This is a genomic window from Christiangramia oceanisediminis (assembly GCF_022570735.2).
Lineage (GTDB): Bacteria > Bacteroidota > Bacteroidia > Flavobacteriales > Flavobacteriaceae > Christiangramia > Christiangramia oceanisediminis.
On the sequence record NZ_JANCNS010000001.1, the window covers coordinates 906,430 to 925,169 of the forward strand.

General features: G+C 42.2%; 15 protein-coding genes. 7 read left to right on the top strand and 8 right to left on the bottom strand.

What is annotated here, in order from left to right; genetic code table 11:
- Window positions 1-35 precede the first annotated feature (35 nt).
- Both MKO06_RS04100 and MKO06_RS04105 read left to right on the top strand, forming a co-directional pair.
- Window positions 36-755, top strand: a complete 720-nt coding sequence (locus tag MKO06_RS04100; RefSeq protein ID WP_241549390.1) for an NrtR DNA-binding winged helix domain-containing protein — start codon at window positions 36-38, stop codon at window positions 753-755.
- Window positions 756-871: 116 nt separating this feature from the next.
- Window positions 872-1,960 carry a LacI family DNA-binding transcriptional regulator gene (locus MKO06_RS04105; RefSeq protein ID WP_279346033.1) on the top strand — a complete coding sequence of 363 codons (1,089 nt, stop codon included), beginning with the start codon at window positions 872-874 and terminating at the stop codon, window positions 1,958-1,960.
- Here the strand turns inward: MKO06_RS04105 and MKO06_RS04110 are convergent.
- The 7 genes from MKO06_RS04110 to MKO06_RS04140 are packed head-to-tail and all read right to left on the bottom strand — an operon-like array spanning window position 1,957 to window position 9,976.
- Window positions 1,957-3,243, bottom strand: a complete 1,287-nt coding sequence (locus MKO06_RS04110) for a TRAP transporter large permease (protein ID WP_241549392.1) — start codon at window positions 3,241-3,243, stop codon at window positions 1,957-1,959. The genes MKO06_RS04105 and MKO06_RS04110 overlap by 4 nt on opposite strands.
- A complete protein-coding gene (locus MKO06_RS04115) occupies window positions 3,244-3,720 on the bottom strand; it encodes a TRAP transporter small permease (RefSeq protein ID WP_241549393.1) in 477 nt (158 codons plus the stop codon).
- Window position 3,721: 1 nt separating this feature from the next.
- Window positions 3,722-4,705: a TRAP transporter substrate-binding protein gene (locus tag MKO06_RS04120; protein ID WP_241549394.1), complete on the bottom strand. Its 984-nt coding sequence runs from the start codon at window positions 4,703-4,705 to the stop codon at window positions 3,722-3,724.
- Window positions 4,702-5,367 (bottom strand): bifunctional 4-hydroxy-2-oxoglutarate aldolase/2-dehydro-3-deoxy-phosphogluconate aldolase, encoded by a 666-nt coding sequence (locus tag MKO06_RS04125; protein WP_241549395.1) that lies wholly within the window; start codon window positions 5,365-5,367, stop codon window positions 4,702-4,704. Before MKO06_RS04125 ends, MKO06_RS04120 begins: the two co-directional genes overlap by 4 nt.
- Window positions 5,368-5,389: 22 nt before the next feature.
- Window positions 5,390-6,388 carry a sugar kinase gene (locus MKO06_RS04130; protein WP_241549396.1) on the bottom strand — a complete coding sequence of 333 codons (999 nt, stop codon included), beginning with the start codon at window positions 6,386-6,388 and terminating at the stop codon, window positions 5,390-5,392.
- A complete protein-coding gene (uxaC, locus tag MKO06_RS04135; RefSeq protein WP_241549397.1) occupies window positions 6,385-7,791 on the bottom strand; it encodes a glucuronate isomerase in 1,407 nt (468 codons plus the stop codon). The genes MKO06_RS04130 and uxaC overlap by 4 nt, the downstream gene beginning before the upstream one ends.
- 13 nt (window positions 7,792-7,804) lie before the next feature.
- The gene (locus MKO06_RS04140; RefSeq protein WP_241549398.1) at window positions 7,805-9,976 is read right to left on the bottom strand and encodes a glycoside hydrolase family 3 N-terminal domain-containing protein; all 2,172 of its coding nucleotides are present in this window, start codon (window positions 9,974-9,976) and stop codon (window positions 7,805-7,807) included.
- A 231-nt stretch (window positions 9,977-10,207) separates the two neighbouring features.
- On the opposite strand from MKO06_RS04140, the gene MKO06_RS04145 reads away from it, so the two are divergent.
- The 5 genes from MKO06_RS04145 (at window position 10,208) to MKO06_RS04165 (ending at window position 16,509) form a co-directional block, all read left to right on the top strand.
- A complete protein-coding gene (locus MKO06_RS04145; protein ID WP_241549399.1) occupies window positions 10,208-12,373 on the top strand; it encodes an alpha-glucuronidase family glycosyl hydrolase in 2,166 nt (721 codons plus the stop codon).
- A 6-nt stretch (window positions 12,374-12,379) separates the two neighbouring features.
- Complete coding sequence (locus MKO06_RS04150) at window positions 12,380-13,123, top strand: SDR family NAD(P)-dependent oxidoreductase (protein WP_241549400.1); 744 nt, start codon at window positions 12,380-12,382, stop codon at window positions 13,121-13,123.
- Between the two features lie 2 nt (window positions 13,124-13,125).
- Complete coding sequence (gene uxuA / locus MKO06_RS04155) at window positions 13,126-14,295, top strand: mannonate dehydratase (RefSeq protein WP_341849944.1); 1,170 nt, start codon at window positions 13,126-13,128, stop codon at window positions 14,293-14,295.
- 6 nt (window positions 14,296-14,301) lie between these two features.
- Window positions 14,302-15,447, top strand: coding sequence for an endo-1,4-beta-xylanase (locus tag MKO06_RS04160; RefSeq protein ID WP_241549401.1), 1,146 nt, complete (start codon window positions 14,302-14,304; stop codon window positions 15,445-15,447).
- A gap of 78 nt (window positions 15,448-15,525) precedes the next feature.
- Window positions 15,526-16,509, top strand: coding sequence for an aldo/keto reductase (locus MKO06_RS04165; RefSeq protein WP_241549402.1), 984 nt, complete (start codon window positions 15,526-15,528; stop codon window positions 16,507-16,509).
- A 49-nt stretch (window positions 16,510-16,558) separates the two neighbouring features.
- On the opposite strand, the gene MKO06_RS04170 is transcribed toward MKO06_RS04165, so the two are convergent.
- Window positions 16,559-18,673, bottom strand: a complete 2,115-nt coding sequence (locus MKO06_RS04170) for a thioredoxin domain-containing protein (RefSeq protein WP_241549403.1) — start codon at window positions 18,671-18,673, stop codon at window positions 16,559-16,561.
- Between the last annotated feature and the right edge of the window lie 67 nt (window positions 18,674-18,740).

An 18,740-nucleotide genomic window follows, 5' to 3' on the forward strand; every position in this document is an offset into this window, starting at 1 on the left:
TTGATAAATTCTGCTTTTATTTATCTTTTGCAATTATGAAGAAAACCTTAATTAACGATGAAACCGGGGAGCGAAAAAAGGCTTCCGTCCTGAGTTCGGTCACCATAGATTGCGTGATCTTTGGTTTTCAGGATGGCAACCTGGAAGTTTTGCTGGTAAAGCATGCTATAGGGATTAGAAAGGGTAAATGGGGATTACCGGGAGGTTGGATCAAAAAGGAAGAAGGAATTGATGAGGCAGCCGAACGCCTGCTTCATGAACTCACAGGTATTAAGGATATTTTTCTTGAACAGTTGAAAGCCTTCGGAGAACCTGACCGATTCCCGATGGGCCGGATCATCACTATTGGTTATTATGCCTTGATCAACAAGGAAAAATATGACATTAAAGCCGGATACACTGCTTCTGAAGCCAAATGGTTCCAAATAAATAAACTACCCGAATTAATTTATGACCACGAAGAGATTCTTGAATATAGCCTTCAGCAATTAAGGCGAAGAGTAAGACAGGCACCCATAGGTTTCAACCTTTTACCAGAAAAGTTCACGCTGCTTCAGTTAATGAAACTTTATGAAGAAATACTTGGAACAGAGATGGATAAACCAAATTTCAGAAGAAAATTTCTTCGAATGAAGCTACTGGTTGACAGAAAGGAAAAACAAAAGGATGTATCCCACCGGGCTGCTAAATTGTATAGTTTTGATGATGAAATTTACAGGAAATTAACCGAAAAAGGCTTTAATTTCGAGTTTTAAAAAAGGGGAAATTGAAGGCTGTCCTTGGGCACCAAAACCAGGGTTTTTAAAAGTGTTATAAACACACTATTAACCCAGCATTAATAAGGCTTCAGCCACAAATTAAATTCTTATCTTTGATAAATACTCAAACCGTAAATCTTCGGTTTAGTACGATTTTAAGCCTGTTGATGAAAAAAAATAAAGAAGTTACTATCTACGATTTAGCTAAAAAGCTAAAATACTCACCCTCCACTGTTTCCAGAGCCCTGAACAATCATAAAAGCATAAGCGAGAAAGCTACCAGGGAAATTCAGGCCACGGCAAAAAAAATGGGGTATAGACCAAATTCTTTAGCTGCGAGCCTACGTAATAATAGAAGCAAAACCATAGGTATAATGATTGCCCGAATTAACCGTCCTTTTGTTTCTACATTGATTAGTGGTATTGAAAACGCCGCCAGGAAGGCCGGTCATAATGTTCTAATAAGTCAGTCTAATGACATTTATGAAAATGAAGTGAACAATGCGAAAGCACTTTACGACAGCCGAATTTGTGGTCTTATCGTCTCATTGGGTATGGAAACAAAGGATACCAAACATTTCCAGCAATTTGCAGATCAGAATATTCCTATAGTTTTTGTAGATCGTGCACCAGATGATTTCAACTCGTATAGGGTAATCATAGACAATTATGCCGCCGGATACAGGGCCACACAACATCTTATTGACCAGGGATGTAAGCGCATCGCCCACTTTGCCGGTGCCCAGCATTTAAATGTCTATAATCTCCGGAAGAAGGGCTACCTGGATGCCCTTAGGGAAAATAATATTCCTGTAGACGAAGAACTTATCATGGATCTCAAGACTATGAGTTTTGCTGAAGGAAAAGAAGCAACCAGAATACTTCTTGAAAGAGATAATCCCCCGGATGGAATATTTTCCTCCAATGACACCGCCGCTGTAAGTTCTATAATAACGGCCAAAGATAAAGGAATAAAAATCCCTGAAGAGCTGGCCGTCATTGGCTTTAACGACGATCCTATTTCCTCAATAGTAGATCCGGCCCTTTCTACTGTCTCTCATCCCGCTATGAAAATGGGAGAAATTTCAACCCAGCGCATCCTGGATCATTCTACCAGAAATATGGATGCCGATATTTCTGAAATCACCATGCTGGACACAGAGATTATCGTTCGAAACTCCAGTAAAAGAATTAAGGATTAAAATCCGAATACGCGTGGCAGCCATAAACTAAGCTCCGGAAAAAGCACTACCAGGATCAGGGCGATTAACATTCCAACAAATAATGGAAGCAGGGGTTTAATGACCTTTTTAATAGTGGTGTTCGCCACCCCTACCCCAATAAACAATACCGAGCCTACCGGCGGAGTACATAATCCTATACAAAGGTTCAGCACCATGATGATCCCGAAATGAACGGGGTCTATTCCCAGGGATACCGCAACCGGAAGAAATATTGGAGTAAAGATCAAAACAGCCGGTGTCATATCCATAAACACGCCTACCAGAAGCAGGATAAGGTTTATAAGGATCATGACAATTATAGGGTTATCACTAAAAGACAGTAAAGCGGCCGTAACCTCCTGGGGCATATTCTCATAAGACATCACCCAGGACATAGCTATAGACATCGCGATCAATATCATAACCAGCGATATGGTCCCAGCACTTTGAATGCATATCGCTTTCAAATCCTTTAACCCAATTTCACCATAGCAAAAAGCCAGTATCAGGCAATAAACTACCGCAACCGAAGAGGCTTCTGTTGCCGTAAAAATACCCGCTACAATTCCACCAATGATAACGAAAAGCAGGAACAAACTAGGTAAGGCTGAAATAAATGATCTAAATACTTCTCCAACCGAGCTTCTTTTCCCGGTAGGAAATCCTTTCTTCTTTGCCCATACCAAGGCGATGATCATCAGGATTAGTCCGGTTAAGATGCCGGGAATATATCCGGCAAGGAACAGGGCTCCTATACTCACTCCCCCACTTGCAAGGGAATAAATAATAAAGATGTTACTTGGAGGAATAAGTAGTCCTGTTGTAGCCGAAGTTACATTAACCGCAACCCCGTATTCCCTGGTATAACCTTCTTTTTCCATACGTTCAGACATAAAGCTACCAATTGCCGCTGCTGCTGCACCTGCCGAACCTGCAATAGCTCCAAATAACATAGCGGCCACAATATTTACATGAGCCAGGCCACCCGGCAATGAACCAACAAGGCTTTTGGCAAAATTGATAAGCCGTTTGGCGATCCCTCCATGATTCATGATATGCCCTGCCAGAATAAAAAATGGAATGGCCAGTAATGAAAAACTATCCAACCCGGTCACTACCCTTTGTGCGACCGTAGTAAAGGCCGGAACCGATTCAATACTTAATAAAATAGTGAGAAGAGAGGCTATACCTATACTCCAGGCAACAGGAACACGTATCCCTACCAGGACTATAAAGCTTATTATAAGTATAAAAACCTCCATTTAATTAATTGATTTTAGATTCTTCCTGGAAATGCGAATAGTATTTATCTTGAAGAAAGTTATGATGAGTCCGCAAATTGGAAGTATAGTATATACATACCCCATCGGGATTTCCATAGCTGCCGACCTCTGTCCAAGGTGAAAGGAGATATAGACATATCTAAGCCCGCCTACAACAAATACGGCAATTACAAATAGAATTATAATGGCCGATACCAGGATATCCAGTTTTAATTTATTCTTTTCGGCCATTTTCGCAGGTAAAAGGTCAATTGTGATATGCTCATTTCTTCCGGCTATATAAGTAGCTCCAACAATGCTAACCCAGATGAGCATGAACCTGGCCAGTTCATCGGTCCAGGAGCTCTGATCTTCCAAAAGGTACCGCGTTGCCACACCCCACAATACACTGAACAGCATAATACCTAGCAGAACCACTAGACTCCACTCCAGAAACTTATTAAGAATCTTATGCATGCTATTCCAGTTTTTTTATTTTCTGTGCCAGGTCGTAGAGACCGGGTTCTGTTTCCTTTAAATCGTTGATCACAGCCTGGCTTTTCTCTCTGAAACTATCCTTATCCGGATAATTTACCTGCACTCCTGCTTTCTTAATTTCCCTAAGCGCTTCTTCCTCGGCCGCTTCCCATAACTCCCTTTCTTTTACCGAAGCTTCCCGGGCTCCTTGTTGAATCCATTGTCTTTCTTCGGCACTCAATTTTTGATAAACATAGTCGCTAATCACCAGGATATCCGGGATTGCCGTATGCTGATCTACCGAGAAATATTTACAAATCTCGTAATGCTTGGAAGTATAGAAACTTGGAAGATTATTTTCTGCACCATCCACCACTCCCTGCTGAAGGGAGGTATATAATTCAGCCCACGACACAGGTGTTGGGGAACCTCCCAGTGCCTTGACCAGAGAAATGGCCATAGGACTCTGCATTACTCTTACTTTCTTTCCTTTTAAGTCTTCAGGTGTTTCCACCGGGCTGTCCTTGAAATAGAACGAACGGCTACCGGCATCAAAATAAGTAAGTCCGCGTAACCAGTACTTTTCCCCATCTAACAGCAATTCCTCACCTAACTGGCTATCATAGAATGCATACCTGTGCTCCTTGTCCCTGAAAAGGTAAGGGTAGCCAAAAACTTTAAGTTTGGGTGAAAAGTTTTCCATGACCGCAGAAGAAACCTTGGTCATAGCAAGACTTCCTATTTGGAGTAATTCCAGGGCCTGTCTTTCTGAACCTAATTGACTACCGGAATAAATTTCAATTTCAAGCTTACCTTCAGACTGGGCCTTCACCCTATCTGCGAAAAATTCCATGGCCAGGTGAACCGGGTGATCCACACTAAGGCTATGAGCAAGCTTGAGAGTTTTAACTTCTTCTTTCCGTTCCCCGCAGGAAATGAACGCCATAAGAAAGATGCAAATAAAAGAAGCTTTCTTTAGCATCATCTCAATTCTGAAATTACCTGTATTAGCCGGGATACTTTATTTTGAAGTTCATTAAAATCCTTCTCAGTAGAAATGTTCTTTTTAATTAACGAAGACCCCATACCTACACAGGTCACACCTGCATCGAACCATGCCTTTAAATTGTCCCGTTCGGTAGTTACGCCGCCGCTGGGCATTATAGCAGTCCAGGGCTGAGGACCCATAACTGCTTTTACGAATTCCGGCTCATAAACCGAAGCCGGAAAAAGCTTTACGATCTCGCATCCCCATTCCTCGGCTTTCCCTATCTCTTCCAATGTTCCGCAACCAGGTAAATACAATACTTTTCTTCGATTGCAAACCTTAACCACATCTTTCCTGAAGACCGGACTAACCACAAATTTTGCTCCCATTGCTATATACCTGGAAGCCTCGGCTCCATCGGTAACAGAACCTACTCCCAATAGCATTTCCGGACATTCCTTTTGAGAATATTTAACTACCTCTGAAAAGACCTCATGGGCAAAATCACCACGGCTGGTAAACTCAAATAACCTGGCCCCACCTTCATAAAGTGCTTTTACCACTTTTTTTACAGTTTCAGCTTCTTTATCATAGAATAAAGGCACTAATCCTGTTTCTTTAAAAAGTACAGCTATTTCAGCTCTGCTATAATTTTTCATTTTCTCTTTTTTTAAGCTGGCGTCATCGGTTAATTCTGCCTGTTCGATCTCCATCTACAAGTTTAAGCACCTCTTCCAAGGTTACCCGATTCACATCCCCGGAAATACTATGTTTTAAACAGGAGGCAGCTACGGCAAAGTCAAGAGCTTTTTGCAAATCGAATTGCTGAATTCCGTAAATCAAAGCTCCCATAAAACTGTCTCCGGTTCCTACCCGGTCAACAACGGGATAAATATCATATTGAACAGATTCATAGGCTTCCCCTTCAGAAAATAACTGGGCACTCCATTTATTGTGAGAAGCATTGATTTCTTCCCTGTTGGTGATCGCTACTGTTTTTAATTCAGGAAATTGATCTTTTAATTTTGATGATAAATCCTTCCCTGAACCAATTTCAGCCTCCAGGCCGAAAAACTGTTTACAGGCATAATGTCCGGCTAGTAGAACCTGAGTTTTGTTAACCAGGTCACTCATCACCTGTTTTCGGTCTACCTCGTATTGCCATAAATTTCCACGAAAGTTCAGATCTCCGGAAATGGTGATTCCCCTTTCATGAGCCTTATCCACAGCTATCTTACAGGCTTTTGCGGCATTTTCTGAAACTGCCGGGGTAATTCCAGACCAGTGAAACCAGTCGCAGTCTTTAAAAATTTCATCCCAGTCCAAGCTTTCTGGATCCATATTCGCGAAAGCAGAATGCTCCCGGTCATAAATAACCTTACTTCCCCTATTAATGGCTCCCTTTTCAAGGAAATACAAACCAAGCTTTTTTCCGGTAAACTGAATATTGCTAACTCCAACCTGGTTTATTTGTAATTCCCTGGCCGCTCTCCTTCCAAGATCAGTATCAGGAAGAACGCTCACAAATTCACATGGCTTCCCGAAGTTAGCTGCACTGATGAGGACATTTGCCTCACTCCCGCCATAAACCGCATCAAAAGAACTGGCCTGGGAAAAGCGCAGGTAATCTGGAGTTGAAAGTCTCAACAGTAATTCACCAAAACTTACAAGCTTCTTCATTTTTCAGGAAAATTAAAATACTCTTTGGCATTATGATAACAGATGTCTGAAACGATCTTTCCTATCCATTCCAGATCTGCTGGCAGTTCATTCTTCGCAACGTCATTCCCGAACAAGTTACACAGTATTCTTCTAAAATATTCATGTCTTGGGTAAGAAAGCAAACTCCTGCTATCTGTTAGCATACCAACAAAGCAACTTAGAAGCCCCATATTTGAAATTGCATTTAGTTGCTTTTCGATTCCATCTTTCTGATCCAAAAACCACCAGGCAGAACCATGCTGAATTTTTCCCTTTGGGGTGTCTGCCATGAAATTTCCGGCCATGGTGGCCATCACCTCATTATCTGCAGGGTTTACATTATACAAAATCGTTTTGGGCAGCAAACTTTTCTTTTCAATGCCATCAAGGTATTTTGCCAGTGGTTCAGCCTGATTGAAATCACCAATACTATCCACCCCGGCATCGGCTCCCAGCTCATTTTTGAGTCGGGAATTAGCATTTCTTACAGGTCCTAAATGTAGCTGCATCACCCAGCCCTTTTCGGCATAATAAGTACCCATATAATGCATTAAGCCAGATTTGAATTTAGAGACCTCCATAGCATCCAGGTCTTCTCCCTGTAATTTTTTGGCTACGATCTCATCCAGTTCCTCGTCAGAGAAATCTTCAGAACAGGCATATTCAAGACCGTGGTCTGACAAGCGACAGCCAACTTCATGAAAATAATCTATACGATTTCTGGTCGCCGCGAATAAGCTTTTAAAATCAGAAACTTCCAATCCACACACCTCTTTCAGCTTAGAAATATAAGCCTGAAAGTTTTCATTTTCAATATTCAGAAGTCCGTCAGGACGGAAGGTTGGTAAAACCTGAATTCCAAAATCATCCCTTGCGATCTGTTTGTGATAATCCAGTTCATCTAAAGGATCGTCTGTAGTACAAACGACCTCCACCTTCATTTTTTTCAGCAAATTTCTCGCTGAATAGGCTGGTGTTGCCAGCAAATCATTACACTTATTATAAATTCTTTTGGCACTTTTTTCGTTGAGCAGCTCCGTAAATCCAAAATATCGCTCCAGCTCCAAATGACTCCAGTGATACAGTGGATTTCTAAGAGCGTATGGAATTGTTTCGGCATACTTCATGAATTTTTCCTCATCACTCCGATCCCCGGTGATAAATTCTTCAGGAATTCCAAGGGCTCGCATAGCTCTCCACTTATAATGATCTCCCTGCAACCAAACTTCAGTAAGGTTTTTAAATTGCCTGTCTTTTGCTATATCTTCTACCGAAAGATGGCAATGAAAATCTATAATGGGAAGAGATTTCGCATAGTTTTCATATAGATCCTCAGCAAATTTTGTTTCCAGTAAAAAGTTCTGCTTTATAAAACTGTCCATATATGTGGTTTGGTTAGTTTAAAATGAAGGAAGCTTCCTGTACAGGATTTAATCCTAATTCGATATTTCTTTCGGATGGAGTGGAACCTCCAATATAAACTTTAAAAGAGCCTTTTTCGAGAATACGCTCCCCTTCGTCGTTCACCAATTCCATCATTTCAGGAGTAATTTCAAAGCTGATTTCTTCAGAAGCACCTGCTTCCAGGTTGACACGCTTAACTCCGAATAATTGATATTTTGGCGCATCAACCGATGTCTCCACATCGCTAAGGTAAAGCTGTACCACCTCTTCTGAAGCATTTTCCCCTGTATTTTCAACCTTTACAGTTGCCTTCAGGGAATTTCCCTTTTTCACTTTTTCCTGCGAAAGCTTAAGTCCCGAATATTCAAAATTGGTATAACTAAGTCCGTATCCAAACGGATACATTGGTTCAGCTTCCATATACTTATAGGTTCTGCCCTTCATGGAATAATCTTCATAAGGAGGCAGGTCATCCAGGGACTTCGGGAAAGTAATAGGCAGCCTTCCGGAAGGGGAAACCTTTCCAAAAACGATATCGGCTACTGCATTTCCTCCCTCTTCTCCAGGGTACCATACCAACAGAACTGCATCTGCCAGCTCATGCACCTTTTCCAGGTTCATCGGGCTACCGCCTGTAATTACTGCGATTACCGGGTTATCTCCAGCTGCATCGCTTAATTTCTGTAAATAATCTATTTGATTTTGCGGAATGTTATAATCCAGCCTGTCACCAAAGGTTTCAGAAGCTATAGACTCGCCTTCTTCGCCTTCCAGAACTCCTGAAATTCCCAGTACAGCGATAGTTGCATCACTATTCCCGGCATTAGGCGACGCCCAGTCCTGCGGGTTGGCATTTGGCCTGTCAAGCAATGTACCCTGGCGGTATTGCATCTGGCTCTGAGGTTCAATGGCTCCTGCAAGTCCCTCCATAATAGTCACCAGGTTAGGATTGATCCCGTGGTAATTCCCAAGTAAGACTTCGATGCTCGTGGCGTTCGGACCTGTTAAAAAATATTTTGATAGATCATTTCTAAGTGGAAGAACGCCATCATTCTTCAAAAGAACAATAGATTTTTGAGCTACTTCGCGAGCGAGCTGGCGGTGCTTCTCGGTATTCAGATCCTTTTCTGAAAGTTGAGAATACGGATTTCCTTCAGCCGGATCGAAAAGACCCAGTTTGAATTTCGTTTTTAAAAGGATGGCCAGCTGTTCATCTATTTCCTTCTCAGTAACAAGTCCTTTTGCAACGGCTTCCGGAAGTGCCGGGTAGGTGTCCCCACAATTCAAATTCACTCCGCTTTTTATTCCCAAAGCTGCAGCTTCTTCGGCAGTCTGCACCACATTATGCCCTTCATAGAAGTCTATCAACGCCCAGCAATCACTTACAATATGGCCATCAAAGTTCCATTTATCACGTAGTACGTCCTGCAATAAATACTTATTGGCACAGCACGGCTCACCATTAGTGCTATTATAAGCACACATAATAGTCTCCACATCGGCATCTACCAGAGCTTTGAAAGCTGGCAAATAGGTTTCCCAAAGATCCTTTTGAGAAGCCTCGGCATTAAATTCATGTCTCAACTTTTCTGGACCGCTATGCACGGCGTAGTGTTTTGCAGCTGCAGCGGTCTTAAGATATTTAGGGTGATTTCCCTGCAGACCTTCCACAAAAGCGGTACCCAGGATAGCTGTTAAAAAGGGATCTTCGCCATAGGTTTCCTGGCCTCTTCCCCAACGCGGATCCCTAAAAATATTGATATTCGGAGTCCAGAAGGTAAGACCGCTATACTGCCGGCGATATCCATTCTTAACGGCAGTGTTATGGGTGGCCCTTGCCTCATCTGAAATCGTAGAAGCAACTTCTTTTATAAGATTTTCATCAAAAGTGGCTCCCAGGCCAATTGCTTGTGGAAATACCGTAGCGACGCCAGACCTGCCAATCCCGTGCAATGCTTCGTTCCACCAGTTATATTCGGGAATTCCCAACCTTTCTACTGCAGGACTGTTATGAACCATTTGCATGGCCTTCTCCTCCAAAGTCAATCGATTGATTAAATCCTGTACTCTTTCGTCCAGGGAAAGCTCTGTATCCCTAAATGGATAATCATTTCCTGATGTACCATCCTGAGCATGCATAACCCCTGAAATCATGGTATACATTATCAATACAACCAAGTTTAAAGGCCTGATTCTCATAGTCTATTTAAATTTTAAAATTGTCATTATTTAAAAAATCCCTGTCAAAAATTGAAATAATATTAACAAATAAAGCATAAAATTAAATTAAACGCAACCGATTGCGTAAAAATTTTGTTTCCTATATTATTTTTGTATAATTTTCGCTCTGCAATTAAATCCTTCGATCTTTTGCATCAATCTTAGCTCAACCACATGAACTTAAAAAAGCATTTCGTATTATTCTTCCTGCTCACCTTAGTTGGAAATCTCAACGCACAAAATGGTTACGACCTTTGGCTGCAATATTCTTCAATTACTGATTCGCAGCTAAAACAACAATATACCAGTAAAATCACTGGAATCCAGGTTAAAGGATCATCTGCCACTCTTAATGCTTCAACAGAGGAGCTAAAGAATGCCTGGAAATCACTTTTTGATACCGATTTGGAAACAAGAGAGCAAGGTTCCAATCTATTAATGCTGGCCACGGAAGATCGGCTTTCATCAGAATTGCAAACAGAACTGAGCTCAGATCTTGAAAGTATAAATGATGAGGGGTATATCATCAAACAGCTTAGTATCGATGAGCAACCTACAATCCTGATTACGGCAAAGTCTGATATTGGCGTCTTATATGGAAGCTTCAGGCTTTTAAAGGAAATTCAACTCCACAAAGACATTTCAAACATTGATATCAGTGACAGCCCGAAAATTCAGAAGAGGGTTTTGAATCACTGGGATAACCTGGACAGAACGGTTGAAAGAGGTTACGCGGGTTTTTCGATCTGGGACTGGCATTTACTTCCGGAGCTTATAAAACCGGAATATATGGATTATGCAAGAGCCAATGCCTCAATAGGCATCAACGGTACCGTTCTTACCAATGTAAACGCCAATTCTCTTGTTTTAACTGAACATTATATAGAAAAAGTAAAAGCACTGGCAGAGGTTTTTCGTCCTTACGGAATTCAGGTTTACCTTACTGCCCGGTTCTCTGCACCCCTGGAAAGTGGCGACCTTGATACAGCAGATCCTTTAAACGAAGAGGTTCGACAGTGGTGGAAAGACAAAGCAGACGAAATCTATGCTGAAATCCCCGATTTTGGAGGTTTCCTGGTAAAGGCGAATTCTGAAGGGCAGCCTGGCCCCAACAACTATGGAAGATCTCATGTTGATGGTGCCAATATGCTGGCAGAAGCAGTTGCTCCTCATGGCGGAATTGTAATGTGGCGTGCCTTTGTGTATTCTGAAGACGATCCGGAAGACCGTGCAAAACAGGCCTATTCTGAATTTGTGCCTTTCGATGGCCAATTTCATGACAATGTATTGGTACAGGTTAAGAACGGAGCCATCGATTTTCAGCCCAGGGAACCTTTCCACCCTATTTTCGGGGCCATGCCAGATACTCCCCTAATGATGGAATTCCAGATCACCCAGGAATATCTTGGTTTTTCTTCTCACCTGGTTTTCCTTCCAAAGATGTTTGAAGAAACCTTACAAAGCGATACTTATGTCCAGGGTGAAAACTCAAGCGTTGCAAAGATCATAGACGGAACGCTTTCCAATAAAAAATTGACCGGAATAGCTGGAGTAGCAAATATTGGAACTGAAAAGAACTGGACCGGTCACCCATTTGGGCAGGCAAACTGGTATGGCTTTGGCCGTCTTGCCTGGGACCCTTATCTCGATTCAGAAAAGATTGCCGAAGACTGGATAAAAATGACCTTTACCAATAATCCTGAATTCGTTCAGCCCATTAAGGAAATGTTATTGGATTCTCGGGAATCTGTAGTAAAATATATGACGCCTCTTGGGTTACATCATATTATGGACACAGGCCACCATTACGGCCCGGGCCCCTGGGTTAGTGAGCTTTCCAGACCGGAATGGAATCCAGTCTATTATCATAAGGCAGATTCAGAAGGGGTAGGGTTTGACCGTACAAAATCTGGTAGTAATGCACTGGCTCAATATGCCGATCCAATTGCTGAAAAATACAGTTCTCCTGAAACAACCCCTGAAAAGTTTCTATTGTGGTTCCATCATTTGCCGTGGGATTACGAGATGGAAAATGGTAAAACTTTATGGTTCAATATTGCCACTACCTACCAGGAAGGGGTTGAGGAGGTTCAGGATATGATAGACACCTGGGAAAAAATGGAAGAATATGTAGACCAGGAACCTTATGAGAAGGTTTCCATGTTATTGCAGATTCAATTAAAAGAAGCTAAATGGTGGAGAGACGCCTGTCTTGCCTATTTTCAGAAATACTCGAATATGGAGCTTCCGGAGTCAGTTCCGGAACCAGAACACAGTTTAGAATATTATAAATCACTGGAATTTCCTTTTGCCCCTGGCATAAGGCCCTCCTGGAATTAAAATCTTATGGAAAAACAACTAACAGCTATCGTAACCGGTGGAAATGCCGGTCTGGGATATGCCACCGCTAAAAAACTATGTGATAATGGAATTATCACCTATGTAAACGGTAGAAACGGAGAAAAAACAAAGAATGCTTGCGAAGAACTTGGCGAAAATGCCAGGCCCTTTATCCTCGATCTAAATAATCTTAAGGAGATTCCTGCCGCCATAGAAAACATTGCGAAGGAAGCAGGCTCTGTAGATATCCTTGTAAATAATGCCGGGATCAATATGAAAAAGGAATTACTGGAGGTTACCGACGAGGAATTTCAGTCTATACTTCATACGAATGTGACCAGTGTTTTTGTAATGACCAGGGAAGTTTCAAAGTATATGAAAAAACAAAACTCTGGAAGTATCATCAACATCAGTTCCATGGCCGCTCAGTACGGAATCCCAAAAGTGATCGCCTATTCTGCCAGTAAAACAGCTGTAGAAGGGATGACCCGTGCCATGGCAGTAGATCTCGCCCAGTTCGGGATTCGGGTGAATTGTATCGCTCCTGGCTTTATTAAAACCAACATGAGTAGCAAGGCTCTGGACAGTGAGCCTGAAAGAAAGCAAAAAGTGTTATCCAGAACACCAATGGGAAAACTTGGAGAACCATCTGATGTTGCTGATGCTGTTTATTACTTTGCTACTTCAGAATCAAAATTCACCACGGGAACCATTCTGCCTATCGATGGCGGAAATTCAATAGGATTTTAGAGATGTACAGAATGACTCAAACCATGCGCTGGTATGGTCCCCAGGACCCTATTTCGCTGCCGGAACTAAGACAGGCAGGAATTACCGGGATCGTAACCGCATTGCACCAGATTCCCGTTGGAGAAATATGGGAAGTTAATGATATCCGGCAACGAGTGGATATGATCCAAAAAGCAGGCCTGGAATGGAAGGTGATCGAAAGCCTTCCCGTTCACGAGGATATTAAACGACAAACCGGCAATTATCAGCGATATATCGATAATTATAAACAGAGTTTGAGGAATGTCGCTGAATGTGGTCTCGAGGTAGTCACCTATAATTTTATGCCGATCCTGGACTGGCTCAGAACCGATCATCAATTTGAAAATGAATACGGATCTAAAGTTCTCCGGTACGACCCCGTGAAATTTGCCTATTTCGATCTGTTCTTACTGAAAAGAGATCAGGCTGAAAACGATTACTCTAAGGAAGAAATTGAAGAAGCCAGGCAGCTTGGAGAAAAGTTAAGCGCCGAAGAAAAGAACACCCTTTTCAATAACGTGCTTTTAGGACTCCCCGGAAGCGATGAGAATTTCACCCCGGAGATCATAAAAGAACAACTAAAGGCTTACGATCATATCGATGATAAAAAATTAAGGGAAAATCTTATCTATTTCCTTTCCGAGGTTGCCCCGGTAGCAGAAGAAGTTGGTTTAAAACTGGCAATTCATCCCGATGATCCACCATTTTCTGTCCTTGGACTGCCAAGAGTAGTTAGCACTCAGGAAGATATTGAGCAAATTTTTAAAGGAGTGGACATCCCTGCTAACGGCTTGTGTTACTGCACCGGTTCTCTTGGTGCACGACCCGAAAACGATCTCCTGGAGATCTTTGAAAAATCTAAAAACAGGGTTCATTTTTTACATCTTCGGAACGTGAAAAAAGAAACTTCCGGCGTGTTCCGGGAATCAGACCATCTTGATGGAGATGTGCCCATGGCAAAAGTGGTCGAACGTATCCTGAATCATATGAACGATCAAAAGATCAGCTTACCCATGAGGCCCGATCATGGTTACCTGCATTCCGCCGATGTTCATAGGAAATACTACGCCGGGTATTCATTGATTGGAAGACTGAAAGGGCTTGCAGAGTTGCGTGGCCTGGAACTCGGACTTCAGCAAAATTTAAATTAAAAGATTATGAAGCGTAAAATCATTCACGCAGGCTTCTGGCTTTTTGGAATCCTTGCTTTTATCGGTTGTAAGAACAATTCTGAATCAAATGAACAGGACTCAAGCCCATCTTCAGTTTCTGAAAGTAAACAGGAAAAAGGTTTGAAAGATTACTATTCAGATTATTTCCCGATGGGTGTCGCCGTGGCTCCCAACTCTTTTGAAGGTGAATCAAAAGACTTGATCCTGAAACATTTTAACAGCATGACCCCCGAAAACGTGATGAAAATGGGTGTCATTCATCCCGAAATGGATCGTTATAACTGGGAACCGGCAGATAAGATCGCAAATTTTGCCAGGGAGAATAACATGAAATTACGCGGACATGCCCTGGTATGGCATCAGCAAACAGGAGGATGGATCTTTGAAGCTGAAAATGGTAATGGAAAAGTTAGCAAAGAAGTTTTATTGCAGCGAATGAAATCTCATATCGATTCGGTGGTAAAGCGATATAAAGGAACCATCTATGCCTGGGATGTGGTGAATGAAGCCATCGCCGACGATTCCACGCAGTTCCTCAGGAAATCTGACTGGTACACGATTGCCGGCGAGGATTTTATCATCAAAGCTTTTGAATATGCCCGGGAGGCAGATCCTGAAGCTAAGCTTTACTATAATGATTATAATGCCATTATTCCGGAAAAACGCGATCGCATCTATAAACTCCTGAAAATGCTTGTAGACAGGAATGTTCCAATCGACGGAGTCGGGATACAGGGACACTGGTCTATTTATGGGCCTTCTGAAGAAGAATTGAGAAAAGCAATAGACATGTATTCCTCATTAGGCCTGGATGTTCAAATCACCGAACTTGACGTTTCCCTTTACCCATGGGAAAAGGAACAACGGGAATTGAAGCCTGGAGAAAGCGACGAGTTCACCCCCGAACTCGAGCAGAAACAGATCGAAAAATACGATATGTTCTTCGAGGTGTTCAGGGATTACAAAGATGTTCTTACAGGGGTGACCTTCTGGAATATTTCAGACCGGGCCACCTGGCTGGACCGGTATCCGGTGGCAGGAAGAAAGAATTATCCTCTTCTATTCGACGAGAACTTCGAGCCAAAAAAGGCCTACTGGGAGGTAGTTGAATTTGAGAAGGAGAATGATTAGAAAATTTTTTAAATTATAGGCTATGAGTCCGAAGAGAAAAAATTCGGAATAATATATCCTCAAAAATCAAGTACAATTATGAAACATCGGCAACTAGGCAAGAACGGATTTGAAGTAAGTGAAATTGGAATGGGTTGCTGGCAAATAGGCGCCGACTGGGGTAAGCAGATCGAGAAGGAAAAAGCGAAGAATATTCTTGAGGAGGCTGTAAAAAACGATATTTCATTTTTCGACACGGCCGATGTTTACGGAGCAGGAAGGAGCGAAGAGATAATCGGAGATTATTTCTCTAATAAAGGCAAGGAAGTACGGATCGCGACCAAATTTGGAAGAAATCCCGATGTGTACCCTGATTCTTATACCGAAGAAGCCTTGAGAGAATGCGTGGATGCTTCCAGGAAACGACTGGGAGTAGATCAACTGGACCTTCTTCAATTGCACTGTATCCCTGAAAAAGAACTCGAAAAAGGCGATGTTTTTGACTGGTTAAGGACCTTAAAGAAGGAAGGCAAAATTGCCCATTTTGGCGCCAGTGTGGAAAGTATAAAGGAAGGGCTAATATGCCTGGAACAGGAAGGGCTTCAGTCGCTACAGGTGATCTTTAATATATTCAGGCAAAAGTTGGAAGACGAATTGCTTCCTTCGGCCTATGAAAAAGGTGTTGGAATTATCGTTCGGCTACCTTTGGCCAGCGGGTTGCTTACCGGTAAGTTCGATAAGTCTACCCAATTCGACTCAGATGATCACCGGAATTTCAATAAAGATGGCGAGCAGTTCAATGTTGGTGAAACCTTTGCCGGACTTCCGTTCGAAAAAGGAGTTGAACTTACCAACCAACTCAAAGAGATTTGCCCGGATGAAATGAGTCTTACCGAAATGTCTTTACGGTGGATTCTGGACCATAAGGAAGTTAGTACGATTATCCCTGGAGCCAGTTCCACTAAGCATATTTCAGAAAATGCCCGTGTTTCAGAACTTGCTCCGCTGCCGGAAAGTCTGAAGAAAGAACTTGCAGCTTTCTATCGGGACAAGGTGCATCAGCATATCAGGGGAAAATATTAAAACTAGGGTTCTAAATTTAGCCTGGAAAGAGGCGGTAAATTCAGATTTACTATCTAATCTCCCTGATCAATTTTTCGGCTTCGGTTACTGAGCTAACCGGTCTTTTACAGCTTCGGTTTTCACAAACATAGATGTAGGTTTCCCCAGCCATATAGCGTTCCTCGAACAGAGGGATATCGCTTTCTGAAGTACTTGCCGCGATCAAACTGTTCGGAAAGTATTGCTGCTCCAATTCAAGGGACAGCTCTCCTGCCTTTTCACCAACCACGGCAATTTCCAGGAAGTTAAAAGTATGTTTCAAATAGGTATGATTCCATTTAGCATAGGCAGCAGGACTTTCCTGAATTGCGGGTTGCATGGTGGCGAGCATCGCTTCAGATTTTTGATTCCATTCGTCTTTATAGAACAGGTGACCCAGAAAAAACAGATTTTCGGCCATTACTGCATTTGGAGAAGGCAGGACTCCATCATCGATCTTTACGATCGGCGAAATCAATTCATCATTTTCGCTGTACCGATAAAAGACCTCATTGTCATCACTGAAGTTTTCTTCCACCTGGCCGAGCAGCCTTTTGGAAAAATCTAAATATTGCTGGTTTTGTGTTACACTGAAAAGCTCCAGGGAAGCGCTCATGAGATAGGCATAATCATCCAGGAAACCATTCACTTCCCTTCCTCCTTTTTTATAGGAATGAATCAATTTTCCATTTTTCATACCTTTTTCCTGAATGAAATCATAGATAGATACTGCAGTGTCCAGGTAGGTCTTATCTCCGAAGGCTTTGTAAGCCTCAATAAATCCACTGATCAGCAAGGCATTCCAGGAAATAATTATTTTGTCATCGATCGCCGGATGAACCCTTTTATCCCGCGATTCAAGTAGATCAGAATTCCAGTTTTTCTTTTTAACCTTCAAATCAGCCGCCGAAAGCGAATACTTTTTCAGGAATTCAGAATCTGAGCCTGAACTCAGGATAATATATTTCCCCTCAGTTCCCGGTTCAGGATACAGGTTATAATATTCAGAAAACAGTGAAAAATCGGAACCTAAAGCTTCCTCCAGTTCATCTCTTTTCCAGGTATAGAATTTACCTTCTTCGCCTTCGCTATCGGCATCTATAGCCGCATAAAAACCGCCTTCGGGGCTTTTCATCATGTCAAAAAGAAAATCGCTGACCCCCTTTGCAACTTCCCTGTATTCTTCATTATTAAATACTCTGTATGCTTTTGAATATAAGCCTAACAGCTGGGCGTTATCATAAAGCATCTTTTCGTAATGAGGCACATTCCATTCGGCATCGGTACTATACCTGAAAAAACCACCGCCAATATGATCGTAAACCCCTCTGTTTCCCATAAGATTTAATGAGTTTTTCACGTGGTCCAGGGCCTCCGGATCATCGTTCATCAACGCGTAATCCAGTAAAAAACCATAAGTAGATGGAAGCATAAACTTTTGCGGTCCAGTATCTCCACCCCATTCCTGATCCCAGTTGCGGGACCATTTATCTACAAAATCTGTAAGATCCTTTTTTTGAAGTTTGGCGGGTTCTTCCTCAACTGAAACAAAATTAGATTGCTTAATGCCTTCGGCCACCATACTGGCATATTCGCGTGCTCTTTCAGGGTTTTCCTTGTAGCTGGCACTTATTTTTGACAGCACATCCTTCCACTGCTCTTTGGTATGATAGGTACCAGTATAAATAGGCTTTCCGTCTGGCAGGGCAATCACGTTCAGTGGCCAGCCGCCACTACCTTTTATCAGGTTGATGGCGGTCATATACACCTCATCGATATCAGGTCTTTCTTCCCGGTCTACTTTAATATTTATGAATTCCTCGTTCATAATACCTGCAACCTCTACATCCTCGAATGTTTCCTCCTCCATTACATGGCACCAGTGACAGGAGGAATATCCAATACTGATAATCACAAGTTTATCCTGTGTTTTCGCTTTTTCAAATGCGCTTTCATCCCAGGGTTCCCAGTTCACCGGGTTGTGAGCATGATCCAGCAGATAAGGGCTGGTTTCATTGATGAGCTGATTGGTATATTTATAAGTTTCCCCATCCTCTTTTTCCTTTTTACCGGAATCGTTTCCACAGGAAATCAAGAAGCTTAGTGGCAGTAAGAATATGAGGATCTTCCAAATCTTTTTTTCCAAGACGAACTTTGATTTTAAATTCCTAAGGCGATGAAGATACCAATAATTAGATATAAAGTCTGATTAA